The sequence below is a fragment of the Actinomycetospora aurantiaca genome (assembly GCF_037401875.1).
GTDB classification, from domain to species: domain Bacteria; phylum Actinomycetota; class Actinomycetes; order Mycobacteriales; family Pseudonocardiaceae; genus Actinomycetospora; species Actinomycetospora aurantiaca.
On sequence record NZ_JBBEGN010000001.1, the window covers coordinates 836597 to 848133 of the forward strand.

The 11537-nt window shown below is 73.5% G+C and carries 12 protein-coding genes; 6 read left to right on the plus strand and 6 right to left on the minus strand.

Annotated elements, in window-relative coordinates:
- The first annotated feature begins 179 nt into the window (after nucleotides 1-179).
- On the plus strand, nucleotides 180-707 hold the full coding sequence (locus WCD74_RS03905; RefSeq protein WP_337693505.1) for a VOC family protein: 528 nt from the start codon (nucleotides 180-182) through the stop codon (nucleotides 705-707).
- 353 nt (nucleotides 708-1060) lie between these two features.
- On the opposite strand, the gene WCD74_RS03910 is transcribed toward WCD74_RS03905, so the two are convergent.
- Entirely contained in the window at nucleotides 1061-1360 is a 300-nt protein-coding gene (locus WCD74_RS03910) for a PadR family transcriptional regulator (RefSeq protein ID WP_337693506.1), read from the minus strand.
- Nucleotides 1361-1413: 53 nt separating this feature from the next.
- Here WCD74_RS03910 and WCD74_RS03915 point away from each other — a divergent pair, with 53 nt between their 5' ends.
- Nucleotides 1414-1830 (plus strand): PPOX class F420-dependent oxidoreductase, encoded by a 417-nt coding sequence (locus tag WCD74_RS03915; RefSeq protein ID WP_337693507.1) that lies wholly within the window; start codon nucleotides 1414-1416, stop codon nucleotides 1828-1830.
- Here WCD74_RS03915 and WCD74_RS03920 read toward each other — a convergent pair.
- The 3 genes from WCD74_RS03920 to WCD74_RS03930 all read right to left on the minus strand — a co-directional run bounded on the left by WCD74_RS03920 (nucleotide 1812) and on the right by WCD74_RS03930 (nucleotide 4456).
- Nucleotides 1812-2987: an MFS transporter gene (locus tag WCD74_RS03920; RefSeq protein WP_337693508.1), complete on the minus strand. Its 1176-nt coding sequence runs from the start codon at nucleotides 2985-2987 to the stop codon at nucleotides 1812-1814. The two genes, WCD74_RS03915 and WCD74_RS03920, sit on opposite strands and share 19 nt — an antisense overlap.
- 172 nt (nucleotides 2988-3159) lie before the next feature.
- Nucleotides 3160-3927, minus strand: coding sequence for an SDR family oxidoreductase (locus WCD74_RS03925; RefSeq protein ID WP_337693509.1), 768 nt, complete (start codon nucleotides 3925-3927; stop codon nucleotides 3160-3162).
- A gap of 40 nt (nucleotides 3928-3967) precedes the next feature.
- Nucleotides 3968-4456, minus strand: coding sequence for a DoxX family protein (locus WCD74_RS03930; protein ID WP_337693510.1), 489 nt, complete (start codon nucleotides 4454-4456; stop codon nucleotides 3968-3970).
- A gap of 139 nt (nucleotides 4457-4595) precedes the next feature.
- Between WCD74_RS03930 and WCD74_RS03935 the strand changes: the two genes are divergently transcribed.
- Nucleotides 4596-6758, plus strand: coding sequence for an MFS transporter (locus tag WCD74_RS03935; protein ID WP_337693511.1), 2163 nt, complete (start codon nucleotides 4596-4598; stop codon nucleotides 6756-6758).
- A 156-nt stretch (nucleotides 6759-6914) separates the two neighbouring features.
- Here the strand turns inward: WCD74_RS03935 and WCD74_RS03940 are convergent, their stop codons facing one another.
- The gene (locus tag WCD74_RS03940; RefSeq protein ID WP_337693512.1) at nucleotides 6915-8282 is read right to left on the minus strand and encodes an LLM class flavin-dependent oxidoreductase; all 1368 of its coding nucleotides are present in this window, start codon (nucleotides 8280-8282) and stop codon (nucleotides 6915-6917) included.
- A gap of 360 nt (nucleotides 8283-8642) precedes the next feature.
- On the opposite strand from WCD74_RS03940, the gene WCD74_RS03945 reads away from it, so the two are divergent.
- Together WCD74_RS03945 and WCD74_RS03950 are read left to right on the plus strand one after the other, a co-directional pair.
- The gene (locus WCD74_RS03945) at nucleotides 8643-9323 is read left to right on the plus strand and encodes a response regulator transcription factor (RefSeq protein ID WP_444876340.1); all 681 of its coding nucleotides are present in this window, start codon (nucleotides 8643-8645) and stop codon (nucleotides 9321-9323) included.
- 15 nt (nucleotides 9324-9338) lie between these two features.
- Nucleotides 9339-10139, plus strand: a complete 801-nt coding sequence (locus WCD74_RS03950; RefSeq protein WP_337693513.1) for an enoyl-CoA hydratase-related protein — start codon at nucleotides 9339-9341, stop codon at nucleotides 10137-10139.
- Nucleotides 10140-10227: 88 nt separating this feature from the next.
- On the opposite strand, the gene WCD74_RS03955 is transcribed toward WCD74_RS03950, so the two are convergent.
- Entirely contained in the window at nucleotides 10228-10428 is a 201-nt protein-coding gene (locus WCD74_RS03955) for a hypothetical protein (RefSeq protein WP_337693514.1), read from the minus strand.
- A 50-nt stretch (nucleotides 10429-10478) separates the two neighbouring features.
- Between WCD74_RS03955 and WCD74_RS03960 the strand changes: the two genes are divergently transcribed.
- Nucleotides 10479-11444, plus strand: a complete 966-nt coding sequence (locus WCD74_RS03960; RefSeq protein ID WP_337693515.1) for a quinone oxidoreductase family protein — start codon at nucleotides 10479-10481, stop codon at nucleotides 11442-11444.
- Nucleotides 11445-11537: the final 93 nt, after the last annotated feature.

Sequence of the window (11537 nt, forward strand, 5' to 3'; positions counted from 1 at the left end):
GGCGCGCGCTCAGCGACAGGCGGAGGAGCAGACGCGGCACAGGTCGACGTGCTCGCGCGTGACGAGCGTGCCCCCGGGTGCCATACCTGGGACAGAACCACCCCGACCGGACCCGGTCAAGATCGATGTGATCACCCAGCAGGACAGGAGGTGGCCGGGTCGGGCGGGAGGCTGGGCTCATGAGCCTCCTCACCGGCACCGCGCTCCCACCCGGCTACGGCACGGTGAACCCGTTCGTCCTGGTTCGTGGAGCGGACGGGTACATCCGGTTCCTGGGCGAGGTGTTCGGCGGGGTCGAGACCGCGGCGGCCCGGACCCCGGACGCGGACGGCCTCCTCATCCACGCCGAGGTGCGGGTGGGCGATTCGACGATCATGCTCGCCGACACGAAGCCGCACTGGGGATCGGTGCCGGCGTTGCTGCAGGTGTACCTGGCGGACCTGGACGGCCCGGTGGCGCTGGCCCGGTCGCGGGGCGCCGAGGTGATCACCGAGCCCACGCCCTTCCACGGCGGGCAGCGCCTCGCCCGCCTCCGCGACCCGTGGGACACGCTGTGGTGGCTCTTCGAGTACGGGCCGGAGAGCGTGGCGCCGAGCGAGCGCGCTCCGGGGCCGCCGGCGTGGACACCGGACCCGACCGCTCCTCCGAGCTACGTCTTCCGGACGCTCGACGAGGCCCTGAGCGGGAACCACCCGCGGCGAGAGTGACAGCACGCAGGAAACAGAGCCCGCGAAGCTGCCTCATGTCGCACTCGGTGCACACGGGCCGATCCGGTCTCCCCCCCCGACCACGGGCGCTGCGCCGCGCACACGGCCCGAACCGGCCGCCCTGCCCACCACGGGCGTCGCGTCGCGCACCGTCGCTCGAGGACGACAGCCCGGAGACCGCGTCCGGAGGACACGGTTCGCTGTGACCTCTCGCGCCTCCGCGAGGCCCCGTTGCGGCCCGCACGCGGTCGGCCGGGGGCACCTGCAGCGAGAGTGACACCACGCAGGAAAGGGAGCCCGCGAAGCTGCCTCACGCCGCACTCGACGCGCGCGACCCGCCGTCGGGAACGGGGTCAGGAGGCGGTGAGGACCTTCAACGCCGACCCGTACGCCTGGGCCGCGGACACCCGGGCGCGCAGCACCCGGCGGCCCGTGTCGGTGAGGCGACGACGCCGCCCGTCACCGCTCGCTCGGGCGATCAGCCGGTTCCGTTCCAACCGGTGCAGCGTCGTGTACACCTGACGGACCGAGGGGGTGGGCAGCCGTCCGGTGGTGCGTCCGAGGTGGTCGAGGATCTCGTCGCCGTTGCGGGCGGCCGACTCGAGGGCGGCCAGCACCAGCGTGTCGCAGCGCTCGCGGTCGAGGAGGGGCATGACCGGGAGGATTGCCCGTTCCGACGATCCGCGGAACCGGCAGGATCGGCCCCATGGCCGACCACCGCGCCCTCCTCGCCGCCAGCCGTCTCGGCGTCCTCGCCACGATCAAGCGCGACGGGCTCCCCCAGCTCTCCCCCGTCCAGCCGTTCTACGACGACGCGGCCGGCACGCTGCAGGTCTCGATGACCGAGGGCAGGGCCAAGACGGCCAACCTCCGCCGTGACCCGCGGGCGGCGGTCGAGGTGACGGCGCCCGACGGCCGCTCCTGGGCCACCGCCGAGGGCCCGGTGACGCTGACCGGGCCCGGCACGGACCCGCACGGCCCCGAGGTCGAGGCCCTCGTCGCCTACTACCGCGCCGCCGCGGGCGAGCACCCCGACTGGGACGACTACCGCGCGACGATGGTCGCCGACCGCCGCGTCCTGATGACGATGACTGTCGAGCGGATCTACGGCGACGCGGTCTGACGCTCGGACCGCAGCCCGACGGCGGCGCCCGCCGCGGCGAGCAGGCAGATGCCGACCGCGGCGAGCAGGGCCGCCGTCGGGGACACCCGGTCGATCAGCAGCCCGGTCAGCGGTTGGGCGAGCGCGGCGCCGAGCATGATCGCCGAGCCGTGCAGGCCCGTCGCGACCCCGCGCGCCCCGTCGGGCGCCAGCCGCCCGACCGCCTCGGCCGCCGACGAGAGGGCCGGCGCGCAGAACGCTCCCGCGGGGACGACGAGCACGGTGACCAGCCACCACGGCCCGCCGAAGGCGACCGGGACGGTGCCCACCGCGAGGGCCGCGAGCAGCGTCGGGAGCGCGGGCGGGCGCGCCGCGACCCCGTAGAGGAAGCCGCCGACCAGCGACGTGAGGCACCAGACCGTGTTCGCCAGCGCGAACCACCCCGTCTCCCCGCGGGCCGTCAGCGCCGCGACGACCGCGAGCTCGGTGGCGGAGAGGAGCAGGACCGCCGCGACCGCGCCGAGCAGCGCGACGACCATCGGCGCGCCGAGCCAGTGGCGCATCGACGGCGCCTCCTCCCCCGGCGGCTGCCCGTCGCCGCGCGTCGGCGGGTCCAACCCCCAGAGGGCCGCGGTCGCGAGGACGAAGCCCGCGCCCACCAGCCACAGCGCGGTCGTCGGGGGCAGGGCGAGCACGGCCCCCGTCCCGAGGGCCGGGCCGACGATGAACGACACCTCGGCCGACATCGCGTCCAACGCGAAGGCCGGACGGCGCCGGTCCTCCGACACCACGGCGCCGAGCGACTGCCGGACGACCGAGAAGGCGGGCAGGGCGAGCGCGCCCGCGACGAACGCGGTCACCGTGAGCACGACGACGTCGAGGAACGGGGCCAGGGACCAGAACACGACCTCCGAGAGGCCGCAGAGCAGCAGGACCGGCCGGAGACCGAACCGGTCGATCAGCCGCCCCAGCCCCGGCGCGCCGACGGCGGTGCCGAGCGTGACCGCACCGCCGACGAGTCCCGCGGCCGCGAACCCGCGGTCGAGCCCGACGGCGACGTGCAGGGTGAGCACCACCCCGGTCGCGGTGAGCGGGAGCCGCGCCGCGAACCCGATCGCGTACAGCCCGCGGAGCCCCGGTTGCGCCAGGACCTCGCGGTAGGTCGTCGCCGCTCCCACACGTCCAGGGTGCCCGCCGGTCGGCCGACCCGCTGCTGGGCGAAGGGTCCCTTCGGTCGCACAGATCGAGCGAGGGGCCCCTTCGCCCGGCGAGGGCCGGGATGGCGGTGGGCACCCACGGCCCATCTAGCCGACCGAAGGTGCCCTTCGCTCGAACTGGAGGCAGCGCTCCTCAGTGCGCGGCCCAGATTCCGCCGTCGACCGGCAGGACGGCCCCCGTGACGTAGGCACTGGCCCGGGACGCGAGGAAGACCGCGGCGCCGGCCATGTCGTCCGGCTCCCCGATGCGGCCCAGCACGGAGTTCGCCGCGATCTCGTCGCCGCGCTCGGCCAGCGTCTGCGCCATCATCTTCGACTCGAACGGCCCCGGGGCGATCGCGTTGACGCGGACGTTCCGCGGGCCGAGCTCGGCGGCCAGGACCCGGGTCAGCTGGTGCACGCCGGCCTTGCTCGCCGAGTACGGGTAGGTCGGCAGCGGGGTGACCCGCAGCCCGTCGATGCTGCCGACGTTGATCACCGAGGCGGTCCGCCCGGGCGTGCCCGCTGCCTCAAGGAGCGGCAGGAACGCCCGGGTGAGGAAGAACGGCGCCTTGAGGTTGAGGTCGAGCACCTTGTCCCAGGCCTCGGCGGGGAACTCCTCCAGCGGGGCGCCCCAGGTGGCGCCGGCGTTGTTGACCAGCACGTGCACCGCGGACTCGCGGTCCCCCACCTCCTGCGCGAGGCGGACGCACTCCGCCTCGGTGGAGACGTCCGCGGGGATCGAGACCACGTCGCCGTGCGGCGCCAGCTCGCCGACCGCGTCGTCGCCGGCCGCGGCCTTGCGCGAGCTGATGTAGACCTTCGCGCCGGCGTCCAGCAGTCCGCGGCCGATCATCAGCCCGATCCCGCGGGTGCCCCCGGTGACGACGGCGACGGTGCCGGTCAGGTCGAACAGCTGCACGTTCCCTCCCGCGGGAATCGACGACGGGCCTCGCCGGACCCTAGGCCAGCGCCTTCGCCCGCGCCGCCACGCCGGCCGACCCGAGCAGCCCGGCGCCGATCGCGGCCAGGGCGATCGCGGGGCCGGAGCGCTCGATGCCCAGCGCGTGGTCCAGCGACAGCTCCCCCGGGCCCGCCGCCGCGACCGCGAAGACCACCGAGGTGAGCACGGCGTTGTACTCCCAGCCGCCCTGCGTCACCCACGGGCCGTTGTCCTTGTGCACGTGGTAGACCGCCGAGCCCATCGCGCCCGAGATCATCGTCGCGGCCAGCGGCGTCGCGAGGCCGGCCGCGAGCAGGGCTCCCCCGCCCGCCTCGGAGACGCCGGCGGCGATCGCGTTGTCCCGGCCCGGCCGGATGCCCATGCCCTCGAATCCCTGCGCCGTGCCCTGCACCCCGCCGCCGCCGAACCAGCCGGCGAGCTTCTGCATGCCGTGCCCGACGAACAGCAGGCCCACGACGAGCCGCAGCACGGCCATCCCGATCTTCACGAGAACTCCGTTTCCCGAGCAAACAGTTGCACCGTCAAGCTAGACCCAACCGCGGTCGCACGTCACAGGTGCCCCCGGCCGCGTATAGGTGCACAATGCAACGGTTCCCTTGCTCTCCCTAACGATCCCGGGACCGCCCATGACGACCGTCGCTCCGGCCGCGCCCACCTCCCGCGCCCACCCGGACCACCCCGGGTACAAGTGGCTCGCCCTGTCGAACACCACGCTCGGCGTGCTCATGGCAACGATGAACTCGTCGATCGTCCTGATCTCGCTGCCGGCGATCTTCCGGGGCATCGGCATCAACCCGCTCGAGCCCGGCAACATCAGCTACCTGCTGTGGATGATCATGGGCTACATGCTGGTCACCGCGGTGCTGGTGGTCACGCTGGGCCGCTTCGGCGACATGTACGGCCGCGCGAGGATCTACAACGCGGGCTTCGCCGTGTTCACGGTCGCCTCGGTCGCGCTGGCCCTCGACCCGTTCTCCGGGGGCGCCGGCGCCCTGTGGCTGATCCTCATCCGCGTGGTGCAGGGCGTGGGCGGCGCGATGCTCATGGCCAACGCGACCGCGATCCTCACCGACGCGTTCCCCGCCGAGCGCCGCGGCTTCGCGATCGGGACGAACTCGGTGGCGGCCATCGGCGGCTCGTTCATCGGCCTGCTGGTCGGCGGCGTGCTCTCCGAGGTCGACTGGCGCCTGGTCTTCTGGGTGAGCGTCCCGTTCGGCGTGCTCGGCACGATCTGGGCGTACAAGACCCTGCGCGACCCCGCCGGTCGTCGGGAACACAAGATCGACTGGTGGGGCAACCTGACGTTCGGCCTCGGCCTGATCCTGCTGCTCGTCGGCGTCATCTACGCGATCCAGCCCTACGGCGGTCACGCCGAGGGCTGGACGAACCCGTTCGTCCTCGGCTGCCTGATCGGCGGTGTCGTCGTGCTGGCGATCTTCTGCGTGGTCGAGACCCGGGTGACCCAGCCGATGTTCCACCTGGAGCTGTTCCGCATCCGGGCGTTCACGTTCGGCCTCGTCGCGACCCTGATGAGCGCGCTCTCCCGCGGCGGCCTGCAGTTCATGCTGATCATCTGGCTGCAGGGCATCTGGCTGCCGCTGCACGGCTACGAGTACGAGCAGACGCCGCTGTGGTCCGCGATCTACATGCTGCCCCTGACGATCGGCTTCCTCGTCTCCGCGCCCATCTCCGGCGTGCTCTCGGACCGCTTCGGCGCCCGGCTGTTCGCCACCGGCGGGCTGGTGATCGTGGCGCTGACCTTCGTCGGGCTGCTGATCCTGCCGACCGACTTCAGCTACTGGTGGTTCGCGGCGATCCTGCTGGTCAACGGCATCGGCTCGGGTCTGTTCATCTCCCCGAACATGACCGGGATCATGAACTCGCTGCCCGCCGACCAGCGCGGCGCCGGCAGCGGCATGATGTCGACGCTGCAGAACTCCGGCATGGCCCTGTCCATCGGCATCTTCTTCTCGATGCTCATCGCCGGGCTCGCCTCGTCCATGCCCACGGCGCTGCTCGGCGGGCTCACGGCGCAGAACGTCCCGGCCCCGGTGGCCGAGCAGGTGGCCGCCCTGCCCCCGGTCGGCACCCTGTTCGCCGCCTTCCTGGGCTACAACCCGATGGCGGAGATCCTCGGACCCACGGTGCTCGGCGCGCTCCCGCCCGAGAACGCCGCGACCCTCGTCGGGAAGCAGTTCTTCCCGGACCTCGTCACCGGCGCCTTCCACGACGGCCTGGTCGTGGTGTTCGCCGTCGCGATCGCGGTGTCGCTGGTCGGCGCCGTTGCCTCGCTGTTCCGCGGCGCCAAGTACGTGCACGGCCAGGACGCGGTCGAGCCGGCCGAGGGCGACCCGGCCACGCTCGCGCTGCCCGCACCGACCGTGTCGGAAGCCCCGACGACGGCTCCCTCCGGTGTCAGCACTGCGGCCATGCTGTCGTCCAGTGACACGGAAGGCGCATTCTCGACGGCGGGTCCGGGCGGCCCGCGCGGCGGCGACACCGGGGCGGCCGCCGTCCTCACCGGCCGCGTGAGCACCGCCGACGGCCGCCCGGTCGGCGCCACGCTGACCGCGACCGACTCCGGCGGCACCCAGATCGGGCGGGCGCGCACCGACTCGGAGGGAGCCTTCACCCTCCGCGCCCGCCCCGGGACGGCCCTGCTCATCTGCTCCGCGTCCGGGTACGCCCCGCGGGCGGAAACGGTGACGATCGGCGTCGGCGGGACGCGCCACGACGTGGTGCTCGAGTCGTCGACCCGGCCCGCCCCTACGCCGATCGCGGGGTCGTAGGCGCCTCCTGAGCGCCGGCGCACCCGGCGTTCCTGCGCCTCCCGCGCCTTCATGATCATGTCGGCGGGACGCTCATGGCCGATGTCGATCTCCCGGACAGCCATGACGGTCCCGTCGACATGATCATGGGCGGGCACCCGCCGTCGGGAAGGAATCTCAGCGGCGCCGGTACGACGCCCCGCGGTGCTCGTCGGGCAGGCGGTCGCCGCGGCCGAAGAGCTTCCGGCGCAGCGTCCCGGGCTCGTACGACGTCGGGTACACCCCGCGGCGCTGGAGCTCGGGCACCAGGTGCTCCACCACGTCGGAGAACGTCCCCGGGGTCACCGCGTACGGCAGGTTGAACCCGTCGACGTCGGTCTCCTCGACCCAGCTCTGCAGCTCGTCGGCCACCTCGGTCGGCGACCCGACCACCCGCGGGCCCATGCCGCCGATCCCGCCCCAGCGGGCGATGTCGCGGACGGTCCACTCCTTCCCCGACGGGTCGGCCTGCTGGAACGAGGCGACCGCGGACTGGATGGCGTTGGACTCGACCTCGCCGATCGGGTCGTCCAGGTCGTAGCGCGAGAGGTCGACCCCCATCCACCCGGACATGAACACGAGGGCGCCCTCGTCGCTGGAGTACGAGGCGAGCTCGGCGTGCTTGGCGTGCGCGGCCTCGGACGTCTCGTCGGTGATGACCGTCAGCATCGTGTAGATCTTCGCGCTGTAGGGGTCGCGGCCGACGTCGGCGAGCTGCTTGCGGATGTCGGAGACCGTCCGGGCGAGGCCCTCCTTCGTCGGCGCCCCGGTGAAGATCGCCTCCGCGTTCTCGGCCGCGAAGCGCTGCCCGCGCGGCGACGCCCCCGCCTGGTAGATCACCGGTGTGCGCTGCGGCGACGGCTCGCACAGGTGCACGCCGTCGACGTCGAAGTACGTCCCGTGGTGGTGGACGTGGTGGATCTTCTCCGGGTCGGTGAACACCCCGCGCTCGGCGTCCCGGACGACGGCGTCGTCCTCCCACGAGCCCTCCCACAGCCGGTAGAGGACCTCGAGGTACTCGTCGGCGTGGTCGTAGCGCTGGTCGTGGGGCAGCTGGTCCGCCTCGCCCATCGCCCGCGCCGCCGCGGGCAGGTAGCCGGTGACGACGTTCCACCCGAACCGGCCGTCGGTGAGGTGGTCCAGCGTGGAGGCGCGGCGAGCGAAGGGGTAGGGGTGCTCGAAGCCGGTCGCGGCGGTGACGCCGAAGCCGAGGTGCTCGGTGACGGCGGCCATCGCCGACACCAGCATCATCGGGTCGTTCACCGGGATCTGCGCCGCCTGCCGCACGGCGGCGGTGTCCGTGCCGCCGTACACGTCGTAGGTGCCGAGCACGTCGGCGACGAAGATGCCGTCGAAGACCCCGCGCTCGAGGAGCTGCGCGAGCCCCGTCCAGTAGCGGATGTCCTTGTAGTCCGCCGAGCGGTCGGCCGGGTGCCGCCACAGGCCGGGCGACTGGTGGGCGACACAGTTCATGTCGAACGCGTTGAAGCGGATTCTCCGAGGCACCCGACCGACCCCATCACCGCTCAGGACCGACGGCAATCGCGCGTGGCGAGGGCCACCGATCGAGCTGTAGCGTGAGCTGAGTCACAGGCCCTACTGGGCCGTGTGGTGCAGCGCACTGCAGCTCCGGGGCCCGGCGGCAGGCGCACCGCGAGCACCCCTGCACTGAACGAGTGAGTCCGGCCCCCGAGTGCGCCCGGTCGGTGCGGACGCCCCGTGTCCGCCCCCGTCGAGCTCTCGACCCGGGCCGCTCAAGCCCGATCGAGGGTCCGCCGATGGAGTGGTGTGTTCCCGCTCATCGATCACCAGTCCTTCGTCCGTCCGGAGGCTGCCGCTCCCTCGGGTGACACCCGTCGGGCGTCGATCCCGGCCGCCCGGGCGCCGCTCTCGGAGCGCACGGTGCCGGGCTCGCTGTTCGCCCCGGCCCCGCAGCCCTTCCCGGAGAGCGGCGTGCGCCTGTCGGTGCTCGTCGTCGACGGCGACGACCGGCGCCGCGAGTCCCTCGCCCGCTCGCTCGCCGAGGCCGGCGCCGGCACCGTCCACGAGGCCTCCTCGGCCGACGACGCCCGCCGTCGCGCCTTCTCCGGGCCGCCGTGCGAGCTCGCCGTCGTGGACCTCTCCCTTCCCGACGGCGGGGCGCTCGGGCTGCTCGCCGAGCTGCGGGCCGACGGCTGGCGCACCGTCGCGGTCGGCCCGGACGACCACACCGCGGCCCAGGCCGCCTTCACCGCCGGGGCGCTCGCGTACCTGACGTCGTCGTCGGGCATCTGCCGTGTGGTGGAGCCGGACCCGACGGTCACCCCGCTGACCGGCTCGGGCACCCGCGTCGCCGCGGTGGACGGCGCCCCGCGGGAGCTCTCCCAGCGCGAGGTGCAGGTGCTCCAGCAGGTCGCCGACGGCCACTCGAACTCCGAGATCGGGACCGAGCTGGGGCTGTCCGCCCTGACCGTGAAGTCGCACCTGTCGCGCATCGGCCGCAAGCTCGGCACCGGCGACCGCGCCCAGATGGTCGCGCTGGCGATGCGCGCGGGGGTCGTGCGCTAGCTACGGTGCGGGGTCGTGACCGACCTCGTGCACCTCGACGTCTCCGCGGGCCGCGCCACCGTCACCCTGGACTCGCCGGCCAACCGCAACGCGCTGTCGGCCCAGCTGCGCCGCGAGCTGCGCGGCCACCTGGAGGCGGCGCTAGCCGACGACGCGGTCCGGGTGGTCGTGCTGACCCACACCGGCCCCGTGTTCTGCTCCGGCATGGACCTGCGGGAGTCGCGCGGGGCCGGGTCGGGCGACCAGGGTGTCCGCGAGTTCCCGGCGATCCTGCAGATGCTGTGGGACTCGCCGAAACCGGTCGTGGCCCGGCTCGCGGGGCCGGCGCGGGCGGGCGGCGTCGGGCTCGTGGCGGCCTGCGACATCGCGGTCGCGTCCCGCGCGGGCGGCGAGGCGAAGGGCGCGACGTTCGCGTTCAGCGAGGTGCGCATCGGCGTCGTTCCCGCCGTCATCTCGGTGACGGTGCTGCCGCGCCTGCTCCCCCGCGCCGCGCACGAGCTGATGCTCACCGGCGAGGTGTTCGACGCCGACCGCGCGGCCGCCGTCGGCCTGCTCAACGCCGCCGTCGACCCCGGCGAGCTGGACGGCACCGTCGACCGCTACGTCGACATGCTCACCCTCGGCGCCCCGTCCGCGCTGGCGGCGACGAAGGCCATGCTGCGGCGTACCCCCTCCGACGACATGGGCGAGGACCTCGACGCGATGCTGGCGCTCTCCGCGGAGTTCTTCGCCTCCGACGAGGGCCAGGAGGGCATGGCGGCGTTCGCGGAGAAGCGGACGCCGCGCTGGGCGGCGTCAGCGACCCCGTCGTCGTGACCGCTCAGCGCACGTTGAGGACGATGACCAGGACGATCAGTGCGACGAGGGTGCCCGAGACCCAGAGGCGGGCGTAGCGGCGGTCCATCTACCCGTCCGAGCCGCCGCGCCGCTCGATCGCCGCGAGGCGCCAGGCGACCGTGCGCTCGACCAGGGTGTCCACCAGCGCGGCGAGCGCCCAGCAGGCGGGGCCGACCACGCCGATCACGATGATCACCTGCAGCGTGAAGTCGAGCTGGGTCAGCCACAGCTCGACGCCGTCCCACCAGGTCGCGACCGCGCGGAGCACGCCCGCCACAGTAGCGGGCACCGGGAGACGCGCCCCGATAGGTTCGGGCCATGTTCGCCGTCTACGCCTCCGAGCCCAACGCCGACGACCCGCTCGCCGCCCTCGTCGTGGGTGAGCGTCCCGACCCCGAGGTCCCCGACGGATGGGTCCGGGTCAAGGTCGAGGCCGCGAGCCTCAACATGCACGACCTGTGGACGCTGCGCGGCGTCGGCATCAAGCCCGACCAGTTCCCGATGATCCTGGGCTGCGACGGCGCCGGCACGCTCGACGACGGGACCCCGGTCGTCCTGCACTCGCTGATGGGCGACCCGGACTGGAAGGGCGACGAGACGCTCGACCCGGCGCGCAAGATGCTCACCGAGTGGGCGCAGGGCAGCTTCGGCGACTACGTGGTCGTCCCGAAGCGCAACGCCCTCCCCCGGCCCGAGGGCATGACGGCGGTCGCGGGCGCGGTCATGGGCACGGCCTGGCTGACCGCCTACCGGATGCTGTTCACCAAGTCCGGCCTGCGGGGCGGCCAGACCATGCTGGTGCAGGGCGCCTCCGGCGGCGTCTCGACCGCCCTGATCGCCCTCGGCCGCGCGGCCGGCATGCAGGTGTGGGTGACCGGACGCTCCGAGGAGAAGCGCGAGCTGGCGCTGCGCCTGGGCGCCCACCAGGTCTTCGAGTCGAACGCGAAGCTCCCCGGCAAGGTCCAGGCGGTCTTCGAGACCGTCGGCGAGGCCACCTGGAAGCACTCGGTGCGCTCGCTGGTGCCCGGCGGCACGATCGTCTGCTCCGGCGCCACCTCCGGCAACCAGCCGCCCGCCGAGCTCGCCCAGATGTTCTTCCTGCAGAAGAACCTCGTCGGTTCCACCATGGGCACCCTGGACGAGCTGCGCGACCTGCTCGACTTCGTCGCCACCACCGGCATCTCCCCCGAGATCGGGCAGGAACTGCCGATGACGGAGGCCGCCGAGGGCTTCCGGTCGATGCTCGAGGGCGAGACCGCCGGCAAGATCGTCTTCACCCGCTGACCGCGTTCCCGACGGCGGGTGGGGCCACTCGCCGTCGGGCCAGGTTTCACGTTTGGCGTCCGGGGCACCCCGGTCGTGAGGGGTTGAGCCGAC